This window comes from Polaromonas sp. YR568 (assembly GCF_943369675.1).
GTDB lineage: Bacteria > Pseudomonadota > Gammaproteobacteria > Burkholderiales > Burkholderiaceae_C > Polaromonas.
This window is the reverse complement of record NZ_CALROB020000010.1, coordinates 52,983-76,316: the sequence shown is the minus strand read 5'-3', so window position 1 is coordinate 76,316 and position 23,334 is coordinate 52,983. Positions and strand designations below refer to the sequence as shown.

The following is a 23,334-nucleotide window of genomic DNA, read 5'->3' as shown; positions in this document are numbered from 1 at the left end:
GTTCTCCTTCCGGTGTCTAGAAGCGGTAGGTGGCGCTGGCCACCACGTTGCGACGCGCGCCATACCAGCAATCGCCGCGTGCCAGGCAGGTGCTGAAGTAGGTCTTGTCGGTTGCGTTGTTGATGTTGACGGCGTAGCGCCAGTGCGCGGTGTCGTAGGCGAACATCAAATCCAGCAGCGCTGCGCTGGGGATCTGCGGGCCGTTGCCGCCGCCCTGCTGGTCGTTGAAGGCGCCCATCCAGCGCACGCCGGCGCCTGCGGAGAAGCCGTTCACACCGGCGATGGAGAAGCGGTACTTGGCCCAGGCGCTGGCTTGGTGCTTGGGCAGGCCTTCGAGCTGCTTGTCCAGCTCGGTGTAGTTGTAGTGCGCGACCAGTTCCAGGTTGGGCGTGAGCGGGCCTTTGACTTCCAGCTCGACCCCCTTGGTGCGTGTGGCGCCGACCTGGCTGTAGACGTCGGGCAGCGGCGAGGCGATCTGGTTCTTCTCGCGCAGGTCGTAAAGCGCGGCGCTGAAGGCGAGCGCGCGGTCCGCCGGCTCGTACTTCAGGCCCAGCTCCCACTGTTCGCCGCGCAGGGGCTTGAACAGCTGGCCCTTGATGGCCGCTTGCGGCGTGAAGGATTCGCTATAGCTTACGTAAGGCGACCAGCCCGAAGGGAATGCATACAACAGGCCCAGGCGCTTGGTGGTCGCCGTGCTTTCCTCATCGGGGCGGCCTTCGGCGCCCGCGACGGCCTTGTCATGGCGCAGGCCCGCAGTGACGATCCAGTGGTCCAGCTTGATCTGGTCCTGCAGATACAAACCGGTTTGGCGCTGCGTGGTCCGCGGGAGCGCGGCGCGATCGGGGATCTGCAGGTTGCCGTAGACGGGCGCATAGGCGTCGATCTCGCTGTAAGTCGAGCCCGATGAAACGTTCTCGCGGTTACGCGCGAAGTCCGCGCCGAAGAGCAGCATGTGCTGCAGGGCGCCGGTGCTGAAACGGCCTTCGGCATGGTTGTCCAGCGCGGTGATGCGGCTGCGTGTCAGTGAGCTGTCGTTGACGCGGCCCAGTAGCCGCTTGCCCACCGGGTCGGACGCCCAACTGCCCGGGCTGGTGAAGAAATCGCCGTAGTGATAGCGGTTGTCGTTCTCGTTGCTGGAGATGCGGAAGCTCTGCCGCACCGTCCAGCTGTCGTTGAACTTGTGTTCGAACAGCCAGCCCAGGGTCTTGCGTTCGGAGTTGTAGTAATCGCCGGGTTCGCCGATGAAGCGGCTGGTTGGCAGCCGGCCGTTGGGGTTGGGCAGCAAGGTGCCTTCCCAGGGGAAGAACTGCGAGGTCGAGCCGCTCTTGTCTTTCTGCCACAGCGCCTGCAGGGTCAGCGAGGTGGCGGCGCTGGGCCGCCAGGTCAGCGAAGGCGCGACGAGGCTGCGGTCGTCGGGCACAAAGGCCACCTGCGTGTCTGAATTGCGCTTGAGCGCGACCAGCCGGTACAGCCATTCGCCGTCCTGCGTCAGCGGGCCCGTCAGGTCAAGCTGGAATTGCTTGCGGCCGTAGCTGGCATACTGCACGCCGACTTCACGCTGGGTCTCTGCCTGCGGTCTCTTGCTGACCATGTTGATCACGCCGGCGGCCGTGCCCGCGCCGAACAGCATGCCCGAGGGGCCACGCAGCACCTCCAGGCGCTCCAGCGTGTAAGGATCGGCGCGGGTGCGGCTGGTGTAGTAGCCGTAGGCCTCGCGCAGGCCGTCCAGGTAGTTGTCGGGGTTGCTGCCGCGCACCCGCACCGAGTCGGTCCGCGAGTCCAGCCCGTAGGCGTCGGAACGCACGCCGGCGGCATAGCCCAGGGCGTCCTGCAGGTTGGCGGCGCCCTGGTCGGCCATCTGCTGGCTGGTGACGACGGTGACAGCCTGCGGCGTTTCGGACAACGGCGTGTCGGTCTTGGTCGCGGTGGAAGCTCTTTTGGCGCGGTAGCCGATCACCGGGCCGGTGGCGGTTTCTTTCTCCTGTTCGGAGCGCACCTGCACTTCGCGCAGCGTGGTTTCAGTGGTGGTGGTCTGGGCCGCAGTCTGGGCGTATACCCCTTGAAGCGCGGCAAACAGGGAGAGGGCGGTGAACGGGGCCAGACGGCGTGTGGCGCGCCCGGCGCGCGGCAGGTGCAAGGTGAGCAAGGTCAAAACTCCCGGAAGGATCGCCAGGAAACTGGCGTGCGCACGGCAGCCTGCTCAGCCACGGTAAGCGGCGGAATTTCAGGGGGCTGGTGGGCGGGTTGTTGGCTTGCTAAGCCTGGCAGCGCGTAGAGGCTGCTTGCGGCATTCGGCTAGCGAAAGAGTGCAGCCGACAATATAGCATTGATGAGAATTGTTCTCATCTAAAGAGCCCTTATGAGCTTCTGGTTTTTTCGGCGAGTTTCCCGCGCGTCCCCCAAAAAAAAGCCGCCCGGTCAGGGCGGCTTTTCGCATTCAACGCGACAGAAGCTTACGCGGCGATAGGACTGCGGATCAAGTAGTCAAAGGCGCTGAGCGCTGCCTTCGCGCCTTCGCCGGCCGCGATGATGATCTGCTTGAAAGGCACGGTCGTAACGTCACCCGCCGCGAACACGCCGGGCACCGAGGTTTGCCCCTTGGCGTCAACGATGATCTCGCCGTGCTTCGACAGGTCGACGACGCCCTTGAGCCAATCGGTGTTGGGCACCAGGCCGATCTGGATGAACACGCCTTCCAGTTCCACGGTTTTCAGCTCGCTGCTGGCGCGGTCTTTGTAGACCAGCCCGTTGACCTTCTGGTCACCGGTGATTTCGGTGGTCTGCGCATTGGTGATCACCGTCACGTTCTTCAGGCTGTTCAGCTTGCGCTGCAGCACGGCATCGGCGCGCAAGGCGGTGTCGAACTCGATCAGCGTCACATGGCCGACGATGCCGGCCAGGTCGATGGCCGCTTCGACGCCTGAGTTGCCGCCGCCGATGACCGCCACGCGCTTGCCCTTGAAGAGCGGGCCGTCGCAGTGCGGGCAATAGGCCACGCCCTTGTTCTTGAACTCGTGCTCTCCCGGCACGTTGATGTTGCGCCAGCGCGCGCCGGTCGAGATCACGATGGACTTGCTCTTGAGCGAAGCGCCGCTTTCAAGCTGGATTTCGATCAGGTCTTTACCAGGCCCGCTGTTGGGCACCAGCGCCTTGGCGCGCTGCAGGTTCATGATGTCCACGTCGTAGTTGCGCACGTGCTCTTCCAGTGCGTGGGCGAATTTGGGGCCCTCGGTTTCCTTGATGGAGATGAAGTTCTCGATGCCCATGGTGTCCAGCACCTGGCCGCCGAAGCGCTCCGAGGCTACGCCGGTGCGTATGCCTTTGCGCGCGGCATACACTGCCGCGGCTGCGCCGGCCGGGCCGCCGCCGACGATCAGCACGTCGAAGGCTTCCTTGCCGTTAATATTTTTCGCTTCACGTTCGACGCCGCTGGTGTCGATCTTCGCGAGGATTTCTTCCAGGCTCATACGGCCCTGGCCAAACTCGGTGCCGTTGAGGAACACGGTGGGCACGGCCATGATCTGGCGTTCCTTGATCTCGTCCTGGAACATGCCGCCTTCAATCATCGTGGTGCGGATGCGGGGGTTCTGCACGGCCATCAGGTTCAGTGCCTGGACCACGTCGGGGCAGTTGTGGCAGGTGAGCGAGACGTAGATCTCGAATTCGAAATCGCCATCGAGTGCGCGGATCTGATCGAGTACGGCTTGCTCGACCTTGGGTGGGTAACCGCCGATCTGCAACAACGCAAGGATCAGCGAGGTAAATTCATGCCCCATGGGCAGGCCGGCAAACCGCGGGCCGTGGTTTTCGCTGGGGCGGTTGATGGAGAACGAAGGCTTGCGGTGACTGTCGTCGCGGCTTTCGGTCAGCTTGACCAGCGGCGATGCCTCTGCGACGTCCTTCAGCAATGACAGCATTTCGCCGGAGCCTTCGCTGTCGTCCAGTGACGCGACGATTTCGATGGGCGCGGTGGCGCGTTCGAGGTAGCTTTTCAGTTGGGCTTTGGTGGCGTCGTCGAGCATGGCGGACTCACTTTCAATTTCAATGGGGAACAAAAAAGCCCGGGACGGCACACAGGTGTGCCGGGGCCCGGGCCTTCGTCAGGAAGGCGGCGGGGCGCTTAAATCCTGTTCTTAGATCTTGCCGACCAGGTCGATGGACGGGGCGATCGTCTTGGCGCCGTCGTTCCACTTGGCAGGGCAGACTTCGCCGGGATGGGCTGCGGTGTATTGGGCAGCCTTCAGCTTGCGCAGGGTTTCCTTGACGTCGCGCGCGATCTCGTTGGAATGCACTTCAGCGGTCTTGATGACGCCTTCGGGGTTGATCACGAAGGTGCCGCGCAGTGCCAGGCCTTCCTCAGGGATGAACACGTCAAACGCCTTGGTCAGCGTGTGGGTCGGGTCGCCCACCAGCGGGAACTTGGCCTTGCCGACCGCGGGCGAGGTTTCGTGCCAGACCTTGTGCGAGAAATGGGTGTCGGTGGTCACGATATAGACCTCAGCACCGGCCTTCTGGAATTCGGCGTAGTTGTCGGCGGCATCTTCGACTTCAGTAGGGCAGTTAAAGGTGAATGCGGCCGGCATGAAGATCAGGACCGACCATTTGCCCTTCAGCGATTCGTCGGAAACTTCGATGAACTTGCCATTGAGGAAGGCTTGGGTCTTGAAAGGCTGGACTTGGGTATTGATCAGGGACATCTAGATGGCTTTCTGTAGGTGATGAAAAAAGGCTAAAACTTGCCGGCGAATCGATAGTATAACTCTGTTAATTGACTATATTCGATAGCAATTAACTATTCAATGGATAGGCTGCGATAGGCTTTAGCGCCCGTCTCCGGCCACTCATCCTCAGGGGCTGCTGTGACTGAGTTATGACTAATAAGCCGGCGTTACAGAGACAGATAAACACCCAGGACGTTAATTCCAAAAGCTTATTTGCATCCAAATGTTGCGAATGAGAACAATTCGCATATACTTCAAAACTCCAGAGCCAGCCATAAGCAATCGCGAGCCGTCAGGTCTTCCGCCTTTGCAGTAGCAAGCCCATCCAAACCTTTTACTTTGGGCTTGCACGTGATTTCCAACCATTCATCTTCCCGCTTCGCCTTGCGCGAAATCTCCCTTGTGGCCGCCATGGTCTGCAGCGGCTTTGCCGCGCACGCCCAATCGGTGGCGCCGGCATCTGTTCAGGTTGCGGCCCTGAAAGAAGTCGTCGTCAGCGGCTCGCGCAACGAGCAGTCGGTCGAAGACATTCCGCAAACCATCGACGTGATCAATGCCGCCGACATCGAGCAGGGGCAGATCAGGGACATCCGCGATGCGGCCAAAAACATCCCCAACGTCTCGGTGCGCCGCGCGCCCGCGCGTTTTGGCCTGGCCCAGGGCGATACCGGCCGCGAAGGCAATGCCGGTTTCAACATCCGCGGCCTCGAAGGCAACCGCGTGCTGATGATGGTGGACGGCATCCGCATCCCGCGCAGCTATGCCTTCACTCCCAATTCCTTCGGCCGCGACAGCGTCTCCATAGACCTCATCAAGCGCATTGAAATCGTCAAGGGCCCGGCCTCCGTGCTGTACGGCTCCGACGGCATTGCCGGCCTGGTCAATTTCATCACCAACGAGCCCGACGACTACCTGAAAGACGGCAAGTCCCTGGGCGGCCGGGCGTCGATCGGCTACAGCGGCGACAACAGCGAAACGGCGGTCAGCGGCACCATCGCCGGCCGTGCGAATGAGGCGCTGGCCTGGCAACTGAGCGTGGCGACCAGCAGCGGCAAGGAACTGAAAAACAAGGGTGAAACCGGCGGTACCGGCCTGACCCGGACGGAGCCGAACCCGCAAACGGACAAGGCCAACTCGCTGCTGGCCAAGGTCGTGCTGAACCCGACCTCTTCGCAAAAACACGTCATCACTTTCGAGCACGTCGACAAGAAGAGCGAGTACAACCTGCTCACCGCGCGCTCGGCCACGGTGCTCGATTCCTACTCGACCGGAAAAATGGACCGCGACCGCCTCACCTGGGACGCGCGGTACAAGGTCGACACCGCGGTGACCGACAACATCCAGACCGTGCTCAGCTACCAGGATGCGAAATCCAACGACTACACCTATGAACGCCGCACGGCGCTGCCGCAAGTGCGTGTGCGTGACACGACTTACAGCGAACGCACCTTGCAGGCCAGCATCCAGGCCGACAAGACCCTCCGCATGGGCGGCAACTCGGCCCAGAAGATCACCTACGGCTTCGATTACATCAGTGCGGACATCGAGAACCTGCAGACAGGCCTGGTGCCGCCCGCCGGCGAAACCTTCCCGCTCAAACGTTTCCCTGACACCAAGGAAAGCTCCACGGCTTTCTATGTGCAGGACGAATTTATCCTGGGCGACTGGAGCGTGACGCCGGGCGTGCGCGCGGACAGCTTCAAGATCGATGCGGCGCAGACCGGGTTCCCGGTGCCGGCCGTGTCGCTGTCGGGCTCGGCCGTGTCGCCCAAGGTCGGCGTCATCTACCGCGCCTCGCCGCAGTGGAGCGTGTTCGGCAACTACGCCAGCGGTTTCCGCGCGCCCAATGCCGGTCAGGTCAACGGCTTCTTCCAGAACCTTGCCGGCGGCTATCGCACCGTGCCCAACCCCAACCTCAAGCCTGAAAAGAGCCGGAACGTCGAATTCGGCGTGCGTGGGCGGCTTGACCAGCTGAGCTTCGACACGGCCGTCTTCTATGGCCGCTTCAAAGACCTGATCCAGGACGGCGCCACCGTCAGCGGCGCCTTCGGCAATCCGGCCAACCCTGCCGTCATCCAGTCAATCAACATCGACAACGCGACCATCAGCGGTTTTGAGATCAAGGGCGCCATGAACTGGGGCAAGGTCGGCAACGGCCAGCTCAGCACGCCGTTTGCCTACGGTTACACCCGCGGCACCGTGAAGAACACCGGCAAGCCGCTGGACACGATAGACCCGGCCAAACTCGTCGTCGGCCTGAAGTATGAAACCGCGGCCTGGGACGTGCGCCTGGACGCGAGCCACCATTCCGCCAAGAAGTTCAGCGACATCAGCGCGCAAACCATTGCCGCCTCTCCGCCGGCCGTGCCCGTGGCTTCGCCGCAATTCGCCGTGCCGTCCGCGACCACGCTTGACCTCACCGGCCAGTGGCGCATCAGCAAAACCTTGCGCGTCAACGCCGGCATCATCAACCTGACGGACAAGAAGTACTGGAACTGGTCGGATGTCCGCGGTGTGGCAGCCAATTCTTCCTTCCGCGATGCCTACAGCCAGCCGGGCCGTTATTTCAACGTCTCGCTGGTCGCCGATTTCTGATCTCGCCCTGAACTTTTTAAAAGGAAAGCGCATGAGCCAGTTTCCCGACCATGGCGGCAACGACACCGACACCGATACCGGTGCGGCCGACGCCCAGGGTTTGCCCCCGGCGGAAGCCCTGCTGGCCGGGACGCTGGCCCTGATGACCGGACACGCCCAGGCCTGCTGCGAAGGGCAGCGCGCACTGATGGCGAAAAAGATCATCGCCAACCTGTTCATGCTGTCGCGCCATCCTGCGGCGCCGCCGAATTTCAGGGCCATTGCCGCCAACCTGCATCCCTTGTGGGTGCGGGTGCTGCAGCCAGGCCCTGACCAGCCACAGCAGGGGCTTTTGCCTGCAGACCATTCTGATACCCATCGCGTGCTTTGGCACACAACCCCGGAGACCCTTCAATGAGCGCAGTCCTTCCAACCCAGACGCGGCCCGACGCCGCAAACCAGGCAACGGCCAGTGCTTCCCAAAATCCCGCCACTGTGCGTGAGAACTTCGCCGCCGCGCGCAGCAGCGGCAAACGCGCCAAAGACGCCGCCGAGAGCATAGGCATCACCGAAGGCCAGGCCGTCGCGGCCCATGCCGGCACGCACGAGCTTGCTCTCAAGGCCACGCCGCTCAAAGGCCCCTGGGTCGAAATCCTGCAGGCGCTGGAACTGTGCGGCCCGGTCATGGCGCTCACGCGCAATGAATCCACCGTGCATGAAAAAACCGGTGTCTACCGCAACATTACCGCGCAGGGCCATATGGGCCTGGCGCTGGGCGAGGAAATCGACCTGCGCATTTTCTTCAGCCGCTGGCATGCCGGTTTCTACGTCTTCGAGCCGGCCAACGACCCGAAAAACCCGGCATCGGAAAGCCTGCAGTTCTTTGACGCGCATGGCATTGCCGTGCACAAGGTGTTTGCGCGGCCTGAGACCGACCGCGAAGCCTTTCGCGATGTCGCCAACCAATTCACCGATGCCGGCAAGGCTTACACCTTCACGCCCGCCAGCCCCAAGGCTGCACCGAAGGCCGACGCGGACATCGACGCCGCCGCACTGGCCCAGGGCTGGAGCGAGATGAAGGACACGCACGAGTTTTTCGGGCTGATCGGCAAGGCCGGCGCGGAGCGCCAGCAGGCCTTCCGCCTCGTCGAGGGCCGCTTCACCCAGAAGGCCGACCTCACCATCGTGCGCAAGCTGCTCGACGAAGCCGCTATCGACGGCACGTCCATCATGGTGTTCGTCGGCAGCCTGGGCTGCATCCAGATCCACACCGGGCCGGTCAAGCGCATCGAACCCATGGTCACCCCGACCGCGCAGTGGATCAATGTGCTGGACGCGGGCTTTAACCTGCATCTGCGCGAAGACATGATCAAGAGCGCCTGGATCGTCGAGAAACCGACGTCCGATGGTGTGGTCACTTCGGTCGAAGTCTTCGACGGCGCGGGCGAGCTGATGGCGATGTTCTTCGGCGCGCGCAAACCCGGTAACCCCGAGCTGCAACCCTGGCGCGACATCGTGGCGCGGCTACCGAGGCTCAAGGAAGCCGCATGAGCGCAGGCGAAAGCCCAAACGGCGGTTTCGGCGCGGTGGAAATCAAGGCCTTCGTGCCGGCAAAAGACTTCGCGCTGTCCAAACGGTTTTATGAGGAACTGGGCTTTGAGATTCCCTGGTCGGACGACACCTTGGCGTATGTGCGCCTGGGTGACACGGCGTTCTTCCTGCAGAACTTTTATGTGGCCGAGCACGCCAGCAATTTCATGATGCACCTGATCGTGCAGGACGTGGAAAGCTGGTGGACGCGGCTGCAGCAGGCGGACATCGCCGGCCGCTACGGCGTGCGCACCATCGCACCGCAAGACCAGCCCTGGCGCCAGCGCGATTTCGTGCTGGGCGACCCCTCCGGCGTGCTCTGGCGCATCGCGCAGAACATTCCCTGAAGCCGCCCCCTCACATCATTTCCCCATGCAAGGGTCCCCATGAAAACACCCCCGCTTCAACTCCGCCGGCGCGACGCCTTGCGGTATTTTTCACTGCCGGCGCTTACCGCCGTCTCCGGCGTTTGCGGCCTGTCTGCGACTGCTGCGCTGGCCCAGGCGCCGGCGAAGATGCCGCGCATCGTCTCGGTGAGCGGCGCGACCACGGAAATCGTCTACGCGCTGGGCGCTGAAAAGCAACTGGTCGGCACCGACACCACCAGCCTGTATCCTGCCGCCGCGCTGCAAACGCCCAAGGTCGGCTATATGCGCGCGCTGTCCGCCGAAGGCCTGCTCTCGCTCAAGCCCGACGCGGTTATCGGCACGACGGAGGCCGGCCCCGGCGTGGTGATGGACCAGTTGCGCACCGCCGGCGTCAAGGTCGAATTGGTCGAGGCCGACCACACCTGGGGCGAGGTGCAGCGCAAGGTCGCCGCCGTCGGCCGTGCCACGTCGCGCGTCGCGCAAGCCGCCGCGCTGCAGGCCAAACTCGACGCCCAGTGGGCCGAGGTGTTGGCCGCTGTGGCCCGCAAAACCGGCCGCAAGCCGCGCGCCGTGTTCATCCTCACGCATTCAGGCTCGCCGCAGGTGGCCGGCGAGAAGACCGCCGCGCAGGCGATGTTCACCTTCGCGGGTCTGGACAACGCATTGATTACCCCAAATGGCGCCAGCAACTTCGCCGGCTATCGCGCGATGACGCCCGAAGCCCTGGTGACCTCCGCGCCCGACGTGATCGTCACAACAACGCAAGGCGTAGAAGCCAGCGGCGGGCTGGAGAAATTCTGGCAGCGCCCCGGCCTGGAACTCACGCCTGCCTACAAGCGCCGCGCGCTGGTGGCGCTTGATGCGCTCTACCTGATCGGCTTCGGTCCGCGCCTGCCGCAGGCGGTGGCCGAGCTGCACCAGGCCAGCCTCAAGGCCGGCGGATGAACGACGAACCCAGGAAGGGCGCGATGGCGGAAGTCCTCTGCGCGCGAACGCCGGCCGTTTTGCGCAGGGCCCGCGCATGAAGGCCGCCGCGTTGCACGGCGACCACCGGCGCTGGCCGGCGTCGCTGGTGCTGGGTGTGGGTGTCTTGCTGCTGGCCCTGAGTTTTATTTTCGGCAGTGCGCGCGGCGCCTATGCCATCAGCCCGCTGCAGCTCTGGCAAATGCTGCTCGACATGCTGGGCGGCAGCGCCCAGCCTTCGCCCGAACACCTGGTCTTCATGAATATCCGCTTGCCGCGCCTGTTGCTCGGTGTGGCCGCCGGCGCGGCGCTGGGTATGTCGGGCGCGCTGATGCAGGGCCTGTTCCGCAATCCGCTGGCTGATCCCGGCCTTATCGGCGTCAGCAGCGGAGCCGCGCTGGCCGCCGGCATGACCATCGTGCTGGGCAGCATGTGGTTTCCCGACATGCCGCGCACGCTGGGCAGCTGGACGCTGGTGCTGATGGCCTTCCTGGGCAGCCTGTTCGTGACGGTGCTGGTGTATGCCTTGTCGCAGCAGGACGGCACGACACGGGTCGGCATCATGCTGCTGGCCGGCGTCGCCGTCAATGCGCTGGCCGGCGCGGGCCTGGGCTACCTGACCTTCCTGGCCACCGACGAGCAGTTGCGCAACATCCAATTCTGGCTGCTGGGCAGCCTGGGCGGGGCGCGCTGGAGCGCGGTGGCGCTGGTGTTTTCCATCGTGGTGGCCGCGCTGGGCGCGGGCCTCACGCTGGCCCGGCCGCTCAATGCGATTGCGCTGGGCGAGACGCAGGCGGCATTGCTGGGCGTGCCGGTCGAGCGCGTCAAACGTTTTGCCGTGCTGGTCACGGCGCTGGCCGTGGGCGCCGTCACGGCCACCACCGGCATCATCGGTTTTATCGGCCTGGTGGCGCCGCATTGCGTGCGCCTGGTGGCCGGCCCCAACCACCGCATCGTGCTGCCGGGTTCGGCCCTGCTGGGTGCCGCCCTGGTGCTGGCCGCCGACAGCGTGGCCCGGACCATGGTCAAGCCCGCCGAACTGCCGCTGGGCGTGCTGACGGCCTTTGTCGGTGTGCCTTTCTTTTTGCTGCTGCTGCGCCATTTCAAAAACCGACTCTGACCCATGAACGCACGCAACATGCATGATTTCTCGTTGATTGCCGGCCGGCTTGAAGTGGTGGGTGTGGGCGTGCAAGTGCCCGGTCGGGCGCTGCTGCAATCCGCTTCGGCGCAGTTTTCAGCCGGGCAGGTTACGGCCGTGCTGGGCCCCAACGGCGCGGGCAAGTCCACGCTGATGTCGTTGCTGACCGGCCAGCGCCAGCCCACCGGCGGCAATGTCTTCCTGGCCGGCAAGGCCTTGGCAGCGTATGCGCCGGCCGAGCTCGCCCGTGTGCGCGCCTCGGTGGCGCAGGAAACCCAGGTCGCTTTTGAATTTACCGTGCGTGAGGTGGTGGAGTTGGGCCGTTACCCGCATCGCAACCAGCCGGGCAGGGCGGATGCGGACATCCCGTTGCAGGCCATGCAGGCCACGGCGGTCGAGCATCTCCAGCACCGCGTGCTCAATACACTTTCAGGCGGCGAGAAAGCGCGTGTCCACCTGGCGCGCGCATTGGCCCAGGTCTGGGAAGCGCCCGCAGGCCCGGCCGGCGCCCCAACCACACGCTGGTTGCTGCTGGATGAACCGACCGCGGCGCTCGACTTGCAACACCAGCACCGCATGCTGCAACTGGTGCGCGCCTGGGCTACCGCCCAGGGCGTGGGCGTGGTGGCCGTGCTGCACGATTTGAACCTCGCGCTGCGCTACGCCGACCGCTGCGTGGTGCTGCAGGGTGGGCAGGTGGTGGGCAGCGGCGCTACCGCCGAAGTGCTCACGCCTTTGTGCATCCAGAAGGTGTGGGGCGTGGTCGCGCATCCTGTGGCGCCTCAGGGCGGGGAACCGGGGCCGCGCCAATACCTGTTTGAGGCGCCGGTTTAAAAACCGGGCCGTCGGCGGATCAGCTGACCTGTTGCTCACGGCCCGCATGCGGACGGGGCTGGCCTTTTATAATCCGCCTCGAAGCCAGCCAAGCGGCCCGCCCGCCGCGCCCAGCCAGCCAACCGAGTTCCTTTACTTGTCTGCTGGCTTATGCAACTTCACCCCCAACTTCCTTACTCCCGTTCCGCTTCCCGTTTTTCCCTCGCGCCGCTGGCCGCCGCCATCGCCTTGCTGGGCGCCACGTCGGTCCATGCGCAAAATGCGCCGGCTGAAGCGGCGACCGGCGGTTCGCTGGGCACGGTCACCGTCAGCAGTGAACGCCAGGGCAGCTTCACCTCCAACACCGTGCAGGTCGGCACTTTCCGCGACCAGAGCCCGCTGGACGTGCCGCTCACCACCAACGTCATCACCCGCGAGGTGCTCGACGCGCAGGGTGCGCGCACGCTGTTCGGCGCGCTGCGCAACACCGCTGGCGTCACGCGCTCGCAGCTCAACGGCTCGACCTACGACAACATCGCGATCCGCGGCATCCTGGTGGAGAACCGCGGTAACTACCGCCTCAACGGCTCGCTGCCCATCATCAACCTCGTCGACGTCCCGCTGGAAAACAAGGAGCGCGTCGAGGTGCTCAAGGGCGCTTCGTCGCTGTACTACGGTTTTGTGCCGCCGTCCGGCATCGTCAATTTCGTCACCAAGCGTGCCGGCGCGACGCCGGTGACCAGCATCGCCACCTCGGTGAACCAGTACGGCGCTGCCGACGTGCACCTGGACATAGGCCGCCGTTTCGGCCCGGACAACGCCGTCGGTTTGCGTGTCAACGCGGTCAAGGGACGCGAGGACATCGGCATCGACAACTTCGCGGGCAAGCGCGAACTGCTGTCGGCCGCGATCGACTACAAGCTTTCGTCCTCGGTCAGTTTCAAGCTCGACATCGAGCATTACAAGAAGGACGTTTCCGAGCAAGCCGCCATCGTCCTGCCGACGGCCGTCGGCGGCGTCATCACCTTGCCGCGCCTGACGGGCAACAAGGTCAACCTGGCGGGTGAGTGGCAGCGCTATGTGGCCGACGCGAACAATATCCTGGCGCGCGCCGACGTTGCCATCAACGACAACTGGTCGGCAATTTTTGAACTCGGCCAGGCCAAAAACACACGCACCCGGCGCTTCTCCCAGTTCACCCTGAACAATGCCGTCACCGGCGCCGGCAACCTGGCCGTGAGCCAGCAGGACGGGCAGGAGTACGAGAACAACAACCTGCGTATTGAGCTCGGAGGCCGGGTGATGACCGGCACCATCGCCAACGAGCTCTCGATCGGGTACACCGAAAACGAGCGCAAGCAGGAAAGCCGCCTGGGCGGCACCACACTGAACTTCGCACAAAACTACTACAACCCCGTGCAGATTCCGTACACGCCGCGCATCGGGCCCAACGGCAGCGCGCCGACGACGATCACCGACAAGGGCCTTTACCTCTTCGATCGCATCGTGCTGTCGGAACAGTGGCAGATCATGGGCGGACTGCGCCATTCCGATTACAAGACCTCGGCCGGTTTTACCGCGAAGAAAACCAGCCCCAGCGTTTCGGCGATGTTCAAGCCCAACGAAAAAACCTCGGTGTATGCAAGCTATATCGAAGGGCTGGAAGAGTCGGGCACCGCACCGGCCAGCGCCGTCAATGCCGGCGAGGTGTTGCCTGCCGTGCTCAACAAGCAGATTGAAGTCGGCGTCAAGGCCGAGGTCGCCGAGGGCGTGTTGCTGCAGGTCGCCTATTTCGACATCAAGCGGCCGTCGACAGCGACCGTGGCGAACCGGTTCATCCTTGCCGGTGAAGCCAACTACAAGGGCCTGGAGTTCGCGGCCACGGGCGAGATCAACAAGCAGTGGTCGGTGGTGGCTTCCGCGCTGCTGATGGACCCGAAGATCGTCAAATCCTCCGTCGCCAACGAAGTCGGCAAGACCCCCGAAAACGCCGCCAAGGTGACCTACAGCGTGTTCGGCGAATACCGAGTGCCCACCGTGCCCGGCCTGGCGCTCAATGCAGGCTGGTATTTCACCGGCAAGCGCCCCGTCAACAATGCCAACCAGGCTTACATCGACGGCGGCGGCACCCTGTCGCTGGGCGCGCGCTACCGCACCAGGCTGTTCGGCACCGACGCCACGCTGCAGGCCAACCTGGACAACGCCACCGACAAGGTCTACTGGAGCACCGCCGGTAACGGCCTGCTGGGCGTGGGCGCGCCGCGCACGCTGCGCCTGGCCGCGAAGTTCGACTTCTGATGGGGCTGCGCAAGTGGCGGCCGATGCTGCTGAAGGTGCATCGCTGGCTGGGCCTGACGGCCGGACTGCTGCTGATGCTCAACGCTTTCACCGGCTCGTTGATGCTGGGTGCGCGGCCGCTGGACCGTGTGCTCAATGCGCAGCTTTTTGAAGTCAAGCCGGCCGGGCAGCCCTTGCCGCTGGAGACGATTCGCCAGTCGCTGGTGGCCGAATACGGCAGCAAGACGCGTTTCACGATACGCCCGCCGCGTGAGCCTGAAGAGTCCATCCTGGTCTACGTGACCAGCGACAGCTGGCAGGGCCAGGCGCATTACGACCCGTACAGTGGGCGCAAGCTGGGCGCGCGCGAAGAGCACGAAGGCTTTGCCAACGCGCTGTTCGAGTTCCATTCGGCGCTGCTGGCCGGCGACACGGGCAAGACCATCCTGGCCTTCAACACCGTCACCATGTTGGCCATGCTGGTCACCGGCGTGCTGCTGTGGTGGCCGCCCAGGAGCTGGCGCGGTGCGTTTTCCGTCAGCCTCAAGGGCGGGTTGCTGCGCAGCCTGTTCGACCTTCACAGGGTCGTCGGCGTGGTGCTGGGCGGCTGGGTATTGGTCTGCGTGCTGACCGGCACCTGGATGGCCTGGCGCCCGGTTTCGCAGTGGGTGACGCAGGCCGCCGGGCAAAAACAGGTGCTGCCGCCGGCCGTGAAGGCCGCAGCAGGCCCGCAGAGGCGCGCGGCCACTGCCGACGAAATGATCGCGACCGCCAACGCCGCCATGCCGGGTGGCGTAGTGGGCTACCTGGGATTGCCGGCCAAGCCCACGACGCCGGTGCGCATACGCAAAAAACTGGACGACGACCCGCATCCCAACGGCCTGTCGTCGGTCTGGCTGCATCCGCTGACCGGTGAAGTGATACGTGTGGACCGCTGGACCGACCTGGACATCGGCACGCGCTCGTATGCCTGGATCTACCCGCTGCACTCGGGCAAGCTGGCCGGCGTGATCGGGGTGGTCGCGACGGCGGCAGGGGGTTTTCTGCTGTTCGGCTTCGGTGTCAGCGGCACCTGGCTGTGGTGGCTGCGCCGGCGCATGCGGGCCGGGAAGGCCTAGGGCGCTTTTTTAGTATTCAAGCCGTTCCGGCCGGATTTCCTGCAGGATGGTGGTCGAAATCTCTTCGATGGACTTGGTGGTGGTCGACAGCCAGCGTATGCCTTCGCGCCGCATCATGGCTTCGGCTTCGTGGATCTCTTCGCGGCAATTTTCCAGGCTGGCGTATTTCGAGTTGGGCCGGCGTTCGTTGCGGATCTGCGCCAGGCGTTCGGGCGCGATGGTCAGTCCGAAGATCTTCTTGCGGTGCGGCACCAGCGCCGGCGGCAGCTGGCGGCGCTCGAAATCCTCCGGGATCAGCGGGTAGTTCGAAGCCTTCAGGCCGTACTGCATGGCCAGGTAGAGCGAGGTCGGCGTCTTGCCGCTGCGGCTCACGCCGACCAGTATCACGTCCGAGCCGGCCAGGTCGCGATTGCTCTGGCCGTCGTCGTGCGCCAGCGAGAAATTGATGGCCTCGATGCGGTCGTCGTATTCCTTGCTCTTGGAGGCGTCCGAAAACCGGCCTACCCGGTGGTTGGACTTGATGCCCAGCTCGCCCTCCAGCGGCGCCACGAACATGCCGAACATGTCCAGCAGCATGCCGTTGCAGTGGGTCTTGATGACGGCCAGGATTTCCATGTTGACCAGCGTGGTGAAGACGATGGGGCGCTTGCCCTCGACTTCGGCTGTGTGGTTGATCTGCCGTATCGCCTGGTGCGCCTTGTCCACGCTGTCGATAAAGGGCAGGCGGACGTGGCGCGGCTTGAACTCAAACTGCGCCAGGATGGCGTTACCAAAGGTTTCCGCGGTAATGCCGGTGCCGTCGGAGATGAAAAACACGGTGCGTTGGGACATGGTGGGCGTTTTGGCTGATTGAAAGCTGGGAGAAAGGCTGACGCGGCGCATCCGGCCGCAGGCCCCTACAATCGTGGCAATTATCCCGATTGTCACGCCATGCCCCGCCACAACCCCTTAGAACCACAACAAGGTTGCCTGCCGCGCATGGTGAATTCCCCGGTTTTTAAACCTCCCGGAGTATTTTCATGTCCAATCTGTTCGAGGCGACCGCCCTGGTCGTACCGTTTGAAAACCTGAGGATGACGGACGTCGAGGCCGTCGGCGGCAAGAACGCCAGCCTCGGCGAGATGATCTCGCAACTGCCCACCGGCCCCCAGGGCGTGCGGGTGCCCACCGGATTCGCCACCACGGCCCACGCGTTTCGCGTGTTCCTGGCCCACGACGGGCTGGACAAAAAAATCAACGGCGTGCTGGACACGCTCAACACCGACGACGTTCGCGCCCTGGCCGACGCCGGCGCCAAAATCCGTGCGCTGGTCGAAGCGCAGCCTTTCCCGGCCGACCTGGAAAAAGCCGTGCGCGAAAGCTTTGCCACGCTGAGCGCGGGCAATACGCAGGCCAGCTTTGCGGTGCGTTCTTCCGCCACCGCTGAGGATTTGCCAGACGCATCGTTCGCAGGCCAGCAGGAAACCTTCCTGAACGTGGTCGGCATCGAGGACGTGCTGCACAAGATGAAAGAGGTGTTCGCCTCGCTCTACAACGACCGTGCCATCAGCTACCGCGTGCACCAGGGTTTTGCGCATTCCGACGTGGCGCTGTCGGCCGGCATCCAGCGCATGGTGCGCAGCGACAAGGGCGCGGCCGGCGTGATGTTCACCATAGACACCGAAAGCGGCTTTGAAGACGTGGTCTTCATCACCTCCAGCTACGGCCTGGGTGAAACCGTGGTGCAGGGCGCCGTCAACCCCGACGAGTTCTATGTGCACAAGCCCATGCTCAAGGCCGGCAAGCGCGCCGTGATCCGCCGCAATCTGGGCAGCAAGCTGCTGCAGATGGAGTTCACCACCGCCGACGAAAAAAAATCCGGCGGCAAGCTGGTCAAGACAACCGACGTGCCGACCGAGCTGCGCAACCGCTATTCGCTGACCGACGACGATGTCGAGCAGCTCGCCCGCTACGCCCTCATCATTGAAGCGCATTACGGCCGCCCCATGGACATCGAATGGGGCAAGGACGGCACCGACGGCCAGCTTTACATCCTGCAGGCTCGCCCTGAGACGGTAAAAAGCCAGGCCAAGGGCAAGGCCGAGCAGCGCTACAAGCTCAAGGGCACCGGCACGGTGCTGGCCGAGGGCCGGGCGATCGGCCAGAAGATAGGTACCGGCCCGGTCCGCATCGTGCACGACATCAAGGACATGGACCAGGTGCAGGCCGGCGACATCCTCGTCACCGACATGACCGACCCGAACTGGGAGCCCGTGATGAAGCGCGCCAGCGCCATCGTCACCAACCGCGGCGGGCGCACCTGCCACGCGGCCATCATCGCGCGCGAACTGGGCATCCCGGCCGTGGTCGGCTGCGGCGACGCGACCGAAACGCTGAAGGACGGCATGCTGGTGACGGTGAGCTGCGCCGAGGGCGACACCGGCAACATCTATGACGGCTTGCTCGAGACTGAAGTCACCGAGGTGCAGCGCGGCGAAATGCCGCCCATAGACCTCAAGATCATGATGAACGTCGGCAACCCTCAGCTGGCATTTGACTTCTGCCAGGTGCCCAACCACGGCGTTGGCCTGGCGCGGCTGGAGTTCATCATCAACAACAACATCGGCGTGCACCCCAAGGCCATCCTGGACTATCCCAACATCGACGCCGACCTGAAAAAAGCCGTCGAAAGCGTGGCCCGCGGCCATGCCTCGCCGCGCGCCTTTTACGTCGACAAGGTCGCCGAAGGCATCGCCACGATTGGCGCGGCCTTCTGGCCCAAGCCGGTGATCGTGCGCCTGTCGGACTTCAAGTCCAACGAATACCGCAAGCTGATTGGCGGCTCGCGCTACGAGCCCGAGGAAGAAAACCCGATGCTGGGTTTCCGCGGCGCGGCGCGCTACCTGAGCCCGGATTTCGCCGAGGCCTTCGCCATGGAATGCGAGGCGCTCAAGCGCGTGCGCAACGACATGGGCCTGGTCAACGTCGAGGTGATGGTGCCCTTTGTGCGCACGCTGGGCCAAGCCAAGGCCGTGACCGAACTGCTGGCCAAACACGGCCTCAAGCGCGGCGAGCAGGGCCTGAAAATCATCATGATGTGCGAGGTGCCGAGCAACGCGGTGCTGGCCGACCAGTTCCTCGAATACTTCGACGGTTTCTCCATCGGCTCCAACGACCTGACCCAGCTCACGCTGGGCCTGGACCGCGACTCGGGCCTGGAAATCCTGGCCAAGGACTTTGACGAACGCGACCCGGCCGTCAAGGCGCTGTTGAGCCAGGCCATCGCTGCCTGCAAGCGTGCCAACAAGTACGTCGGTATCTGCGGCCAGGGCCCCAGCGACCATCCCGACTTCGCGCTGTGGCTGAAAGAGCAGGGCATAGGCTCGATCTCGCTGAACCCCGACACGGTCATCGACACCTGGAAGCAGCTGGCCGGCTGAACAAGCCGGCCGCCGGCCTGACCGAGGGAAAACCCCCGGTGGGCGGCGCCCTCACGGTAAGCAATTGGCAAGTCCTCCGATGACAATCGAAGGCTCTGCCTTTCCTTGTCTGCCCTGAGCCATGCTTGCCGCCGCCACCACCGCCAAATTGCTTGCCGAAATCGCACTGCTCGCGCTGGCAGGCCAATGGGTGGTGGGCCTACTGGCTGGCGCGGGGCGGGACGGCAATCCGTTTTATCGCGTGCTGGAATTGCTGGGCCGGCCTTGGGTGAGGGCGGCGCGCTGGATTTCCCCGCCCGTGGTGCTGGAGCGCCACCTGCCGCTGGTGGCTTTCCTGCTGCTGGTGTTGATATGGATCGCCGCGGCCGCCACGAAGATCCGTATCTGCCTGGAAATCGGGGTGGCGTTGTGCAAATAGCGTTGCCGCTGGCGTCGTCCCTGCACTACCTCTTCCTGAAAGCGCAGGCCTTGCTACTGCTCGCGGCCGGCCAGCGTGCGGCCGCTTTGACCAAGTTTTCGCAGATGCTGCGCTTGCGGCCTGCCGATCCTTATGCCCTGGCCAGCCGCGGCCATGTCCAGGCGCAGCTGCATCTCACGCAAGAGGCGATTGCCAGCCTGCGGCAACTCACCACCGCCTGGCCGCGCCAGGCGGGTGGCTGGTTCAACCTGGGCTATGTGCTGCAGCAGGCCGGCCGCCATGAAGAGGCTGGTCCCGCATTCGCGCGTGCTGTGGCGCTGGACCCGCGCCTGGACCGGGCCTGGTACGGCTTGGCACTGGTGCGTATGGAGCAGCGGCGCTTCGGGGAAGCCGCCGAGGCGCTGCAGCGCAACACCGCGCTGCAACCGCTGGGTCCTTATGGCTGGTACCGATTGGCCCAGGCCTGGCTGGCGCTGGGCGAGCCGGGCAAGGCGCGCAAGGTCATCGCCCACCTGAGGCGCTTTGAGCCGCGCGTGGCCGCGCAACTGGAGCGCGAGAACGCCGCGGCGCTGCAGGCGGGCATATCGCCCACAAGCGAGGCGGGCCATGCAGCCCGCTGACGGCCACCGCCGCTACTGGCGCAAAAACCTCGCGGTGACGGCCGTGCTGCTGCTCGTATGGTTCAGCGTGACCTTCGGCGTGAGCTACTTCGCGCGCGCGTTGAACTTCCGTTTTTTCGGGTGGCCCTTCAGCTTCTGGATGGGCGCGCAGGGCGCCCTGCTGGTGTATTGCCTGATCGTCGGCGTGTATGCCTGGTACATGAACCGGCTCGACATCGAGCACGACGTGGCGGACGGGGACTGACCAGATGGCCGGCTTTTTTGGTTCACGCGACGGGGTCATGCTCTCCAGCCAGCAGTTCAAGCGGCAGCTCAATCGCGTCTACCGCTGGTACACGGTGGGCCTGGTGGTCTTTGTGCTCATCCTCGCGGGGCTGGAGCGCATGGGTTTGCCGCGCCTGTGGATAGGCACGGCCTTTTTGCTGGCCACGATCGGCCTGTATGCGGGCATAGGCATCATGAGCCGCACCACCGATGCGGGCGAATACTACGTGGCGGGCCGGCGCGTTCCTGCGATCTACAACGGCATGGCCACCGGCGCCGACTGGATGTCGGCCGCCTCCTTCATCGGCCTGGCGGGCACGCTTTACCTCACGGGCTACAGCGGCCTGGCTTTCATCATGGGCTGGACCGGTGGCTATTGCCTGGTCGCGCTGGTGCTGGCGCCTTACCTGCGCAAGTTCGGCCAGTTCACCATTCCCGACTTCCTGGGAGAGCGCTACGGGGGCAAGCTGCCGCGGCTCATCGGCGTGGCGGCCGCCATCCTGTGTTCCTTCACCTACCTCGTCGCGCAGATCTACGGTGTGGGCCTCATCACGTCTTACCTCACCGGCATTGCTTTCGAACTGGGCATCTTCCTGGGCCTGGGCGGCATCCTGGTGTGCTCTTTCCTGGGCGGCATGCGTGCCGTCACCTGGACGCAGGTGGCGCAGTACATCATTCTGGTGGTGGCTTATTTGATCCCGGTGGTGTGGCTGTCGGTCAAGCAGACGGGTGTTCCGGTGCCGCAGCTGGTCTACGGCTTCCAGCTTGAGAAAGTCAGCGCCAAGGAAAAAGAGCTGGCCGCCGACCCCAAGGAGCTGCAGGTGCGCGAGCTGTTCAGGCAGCGCTCCGAGGCGCTGTCCGGCAAGCTCGCGCGCCCGGCAGAATCGCTGGCCGCCGACAAGCTGGCCGCCGGCAAACGCATGGATCAGCTCAAGGGCGGCAATGCCTCGGTGGCTGAAATTTCCTCGGCCGCCAAAGCATTGGCCGCCATGCCCAGGGACGAGGCGGCGGCCGTCAAGGTCTGGACGGCCGCCAGGGCGGCCGCTGACGTCAAGACGCAGCCACTCAACGGCATGCCTGCCCATGCGGCCCAGTTCTCGGGCGACCCCGATGGCACGCCCAAGGAGCAGGAGGCCTATGACACCTCGCGCCGCAATTTCCTGGCGCTGGTGTTCTGCCTCATGGTGGGCACGGCCGCCTTGCCGCACATCCTGATGCGCTATTACACGGTGCCCAGCGTGCGCGAGGCGCGGCAGTCGGTCACCTGGTCGCTGTTCTTCATCTTCCTGCTGTATTTCACGGCGCCTGCCTTGGCCGTGCTGGTGAAGTATGAAATCTTCACCATGGTGGTGGGCCTGCCGTTTGACCAGCTACCGGCCTGGGTCAATTCCTGGAGCCGCGTCGACCCGGGCTTGCTGTCGGTGACCGACGTCAACCGCGACAACATCCTTCAGCTCAATGAAATGACCATAGGCGGCGACATCATCGTGCTGCTCACGCCTGAACTGGCGGGCTTGCCCTATGTGATCTCAGGCCTGGTGGCGGCGGGCGGTCTGGCTGCCGCGCTGTCAACCGCCGATGGCCTGCTGCTGACGATCGCCAATGCGCTGGGCCACGATCTCTATTACAAGATGATCGATCCGAACGCCTCGACCGTGAGCCGGGTGACGGTGTCCAAAATCCTGCTGCTCATCGTGGCCCTGCTGGCAGCCTACGTGGCGGCGCAAAAGCCGGCGGACATCCTGTTCCTGGTGTCGGCGGCGTTCTCCTTCGCCGCCGCCTCGTTTTTTCCGGCGCTCAGCCTGGGAATTTTCTGGAAACGCGCCAACGGCATAGGCGCCGTGCTGGGCATGATTTCCGGCCTGGGCGTGACCTCGTATTACATGTTCACCAACCAGCCCTGGCTGCGCGCCACCTTCGGCATCACCTCGCCGGTGCAGCTGTGGTGGGGCATAGACCCGATTTCAGCCGGCCTGTTCGGCGTGCCGGTGGGTTTTGCCGTGATCGTGCTGGTGAGCCTGGTCACCCCGGCGCCCAGCCGGAAAATCCAGGATTTGGTCGAATACATCCGCTATCCGGACCTCAAACGGCTGTAACGGAGCCCCCACGGTCGCTCACTGCGTGTAGCTCCCAGCCCCCCGAGGGGGCCGCTGCGCCTGCGGCCCGGCAAAGCCGGTTCCGCGGCCCCTGCTGGGTGGGAAGGGCCCCCTCATATGGCCTATTGCCTGTTTGGGCTATAATCATGGGCTTCGCCTTGCTGCACCCTTAACGACGCTGGGGCAGCTTCAATCAACCACAAGGAGAGTTTATGCGTCACTATGAGATCGTCTTGCTGATCCATCCGGATCAAAGCGAGCAAGTCCCAGCCATGCTGGAACGTTACAAGGGCATGATCACCGCCGGCGGCGGAAAAGTGCATCGTGTTGAAGATTGGGGCCGCCGCCAGCTGGTGTACCTGATCCAGAAACTCGCAAAAGCCCACTACCTCTGCATCAACATCGAAGCCAGCCAGGCCGTGATGGAAGAAATTGAACACGCGTTCAAGTTCAACGATGCCGTGCTGCGCCACCTGACCGTGGTCAAGAAAAAGGCCGAAACCGGCCCATCCCTCATGATGCGCAACGTCGAGAGGGAAGAAGCCCGTAAAGCCCAACAGCAGGAGTATGCGGCTTAATTGCCACCATGCTGTTGAACGCCTCGCTGCTGCGCAACTGCCATTGAGCAAAAGCCCGCAGTGAATCACGTTGAACTGACCGCCTGTATCGCCGAGGCAAGTCCTCTTCGCTACACGCCCGCTGGAATCCCGGCCGCCAATTTTGTCCTCGAACACGAGTCCGAAGTCGTCGAAGCCGGTGTCACCAGACAGGTCAAGTTGACGGTCAGGGCGGTTGCCTTCGGAACGCTGGCTGAGCAATCAGCCAGGTCACCCTTAGGCAAGCCCTTCAGGTTCACCGGTTTTCTGATCAATGCGCGCACCAGCAAAGGTGTTGTTTTTCATATCCAGGCTCTGCACAAGGTAGAGCAAGTACCGAATCCCATTTAAGGAGT

At 64.0% G+C, this 23,334-nt stretch carries 20 protein-coding genes; 16 read left to right on the top strand and 4 right to left on the bottom strand.

Going from position 1 to position 23,334, the window contains the following annotated elements; all coding sequences use genetic code 11:
• Positions 1–16: 16 nt before the first annotated feature.
• The 3 genes from ACLV8F_RS07395 to ahpC all read right to left on the bottom strand — a co-directional run bounded on the left by ACLV8F_RS07395 (position 17) and on the right by ahpC (position 4,697).
• Positions 17–2,146, bottom strand: a complete 2,130-nt coding sequence (locus ACLV8F_RS07395; RefSeq protein ID WP_411883590.1) for a TonB-dependent siderophore receptor — start codon at positions 2,144–2,146, stop codon at positions 17–19.
• Between the two features lie 307 nt (positions 2,147–2,453).
• The gene (ahpF, locus tag ACLV8F_RS07390; protein WP_411883589.1) at positions 2,454–4,022 is read right to left on the bottom strand and encodes an alkyl hydroperoxide reductase subunit F; all 1,569 of its coding nucleotides are present in this window, start codon (positions 4,020–4,022) and stop codon (positions 2,454–2,456) included.
• Between the two features lie 111 nt (positions 4,023–4,133).
• On the bottom strand, positions 4,134–4,697 hold the full coding sequence (gene ahpC / locus ACLV8F_RS07385; protein ID WP_411883588.1) for an alkyl hydroperoxide reductase subunit C: 564 nt from the start codon (positions 4,695–4,697) through the stop codon (positions 4,134–4,136).
• Between the two features lie 375 nt (positions 4,698–5,072).
• On the opposite strand from ahpC, the gene ACLV8F_RS07380 reads away from it, so the two are divergent.
• From ACLV8F_RS07380 to ACLV8F_RS07340, 9 genes are all read left to right on the top strand, one after another.
• Positions 5,073–7,316 carry a TonB-dependent hemoglobin/transferrin/lactoferrin family receptor gene (locus ACLV8F_RS07380; protein ID WP_411883587.1) on the top strand — a complete coding sequence of 748 codons (2,244 nt, stop codon included), beginning with the start codon at positions 5,073–5,075 and terminating at the stop codon, positions 7,314–7,316.
• 31 nt (positions 7,317–7,347) lie between these two features.
• Entirely contained in the window at positions 7,348–7,713 is a 366-nt protein-coding gene (locus tag ACLV8F_RS07375) for a hypothetical protein (protein ID WP_411883586.1), read from the top strand.
• A complete protein-coding gene (locus ACLV8F_RS07370) occupies positions 7,710–8,846 on the top strand; it encodes a hemin-degrading factor (protein WP_411883585.1) in 1,137 nt (378 codons plus the stop codon). Before ACLV8F_RS07375 ends, ACLV8F_RS07370 begins: the two co-directional genes overlap by 4 nt.
• Positions 8,843–9,232 carry a VOC family protein gene (locus tag ACLV8F_RS07365; RefSeq protein ID WP_411883584.1) on the top strand — a complete coding sequence of 130 codons (390 nt, stop codon included), beginning with the start codon at positions 8,843–8,845 and terminating at the stop codon, positions 9,230–9,232. Before ACLV8F_RS07370 ends, ACLV8F_RS07365 begins: the two co-directional genes overlap by 4 nt.
• A 39-nt stretch (positions 9,233–9,271) precedes the next feature.
• Complete coding sequence (locus tag ACLV8F_RS07360; RefSeq protein WP_411883583.1) at positions 9,272–10,198, top strand: hemin ABC transporter substrate-binding protein; 927 nt, start codon at positions 9,272–9,274, stop codon at positions 10,196–10,198.
• A gap of 76 nt (positions 10,199–10,274) precedes the next feature.
• Complete coding sequence (locus ACLV8F_RS07355) at positions 10,275–11,336, top strand: FecCD family ABC transporter permease (protein WP_411883582.1); 1,062 nt, start codon at positions 10,275–10,277, stop codon at positions 11,334–11,336.
• Positions 11,337–11,339: 3 nt separating this feature from the next.
• Positions 11,340–12,191 (top strand): heme ABC transporter ATP-binding protein, encoded by an 852-nt coding sequence (locus ACLV8F_RS07350; protein ID WP_411883581.1) that lies wholly within the window; start codon positions 11,340–11,342, stop codon positions 12,189–12,191.
• Between the two features lie 150 nt (positions 12,192–12,341).
• A complete protein-coding gene (locus tag ACLV8F_RS07345; protein ID WP_411883580.1) occupies positions 12,342–14,468 on the top strand; it encodes a TonB-dependent siderophore receptor in 2,127 nt (708 codons plus the stop codon).
• On the top strand, positions 14,468–15,565 hold the full coding sequence (locus ACLV8F_RS07340) for a PepSY-associated TM helix domain-containing protein (RefSeq protein ID WP_411883579.1): 1,098 nt from the start codon (positions 14,468–14,470) through the stop codon (positions 15,563–15,565). Before ACLV8F_RS07345 ends, ACLV8F_RS07340 begins: the two co-directional genes overlap by 1 nt.
• Positions 15,566–15,574: 9 nt before the next feature.
• Here the strand turns inward: ACLV8F_RS07340 and ACLV8F_RS07335 are convergent, their stop codons facing one another.
• On the bottom strand, positions 15,575–16,396 hold the full coding sequence (locus tag ACLV8F_RS07335) for a pyruvate, water dikinase regulatory protein (protein WP_092126396.1): 822 nt from the start codon (positions 16,394–16,396) through the stop codon (positions 15,575–15,577).
• A 188-nt stretch (positions 16,397–16,584) separates the two neighbouring features.
• On the opposite strand from ACLV8F_RS07335, the gene ppsA reads away from it, so the two are divergent.
• From ppsA to priB, 7 genes are all read left to right on the top strand, one after another.
• A complete protein-coding gene (gene ppsA / locus ACLV8F_RS07330) occupies positions 16,585–18,984 on the top strand; it encodes a phosphoenolpyruvate synthase (protein ID WP_411883578.1) in 2,400 nt (799 codons plus the stop codon).
• A gap of 121 nt (positions 18,985–19,105) precedes the next feature.
• The gene (locus ACLV8F_RS07325) at positions 19,106–19,402 is read left to right on the top strand and encodes a hypothetical protein (protein WP_411883577.1); all 297 of its coding nucleotides are present in this window, start codon (positions 19,106–19,108) and stop codon (positions 19,400–19,402) included.
• Positions 19,393–20,022 (top strand): tetratricopeptide repeat protein, encoded by a 630-nt coding sequence (locus ACLV8F_RS07320; protein WP_411883576.1) that lies wholly within the window; start codon positions 19,393–19,395, stop codon positions 20,020–20,022. Before ACLV8F_RS07325 ends, ACLV8F_RS07320 begins: the two co-directional genes overlap by 10 nt.
• On the top strand, positions 20,009–20,266 hold the full coding sequence (locus ACLV8F_RS07315) for a DUF4212 domain-containing protein (RefSeq protein WP_411883575.1): 258 nt from the start codon (positions 20,009–20,011) through the stop codon (positions 20,264–20,266). The genes ACLV8F_RS07320 and ACLV8F_RS07315 overlap by 14 nt, the downstream gene beginning before the upstream one ends.
• Positions 20,267–20,270: 4 nt before the next feature.
• On the top strand, positions 20,271–22,382 hold the full coding sequence (locus tag ACLV8F_RS07310; protein ID WP_411883574.1) for a sodium:solute symporter family protein: 2,112 nt from the start codon (positions 20,271–20,273) through the stop codon (positions 22,380–22,382).
• Between the two features lie 212 nt (positions 22,383–22,594).
• Complete coding sequence (gene rpsF / locus ACLV8F_RS07305) at positions 22,595–22,960, top strand: 30S ribosomal protein S6 (protein ID WP_007871089.1); 366 nt, start codon at positions 22,595–22,597, stop codon at positions 22,958–22,960.
• Between the two features lie 60 nt (positions 22,961–23,020).
• Positions 23,021–23,329 (top strand): primosomal replication protein N, encoded by a 309-nt coding sequence (priB, locus tag ACLV8F_RS07300; RefSeq protein ID WP_411883573.1) that lies wholly within the window; start codon positions 23,021–23,023, stop codon positions 23,327–23,329.
• Positions 23,330–23,334 lie beyond the last annotated feature (5 nt).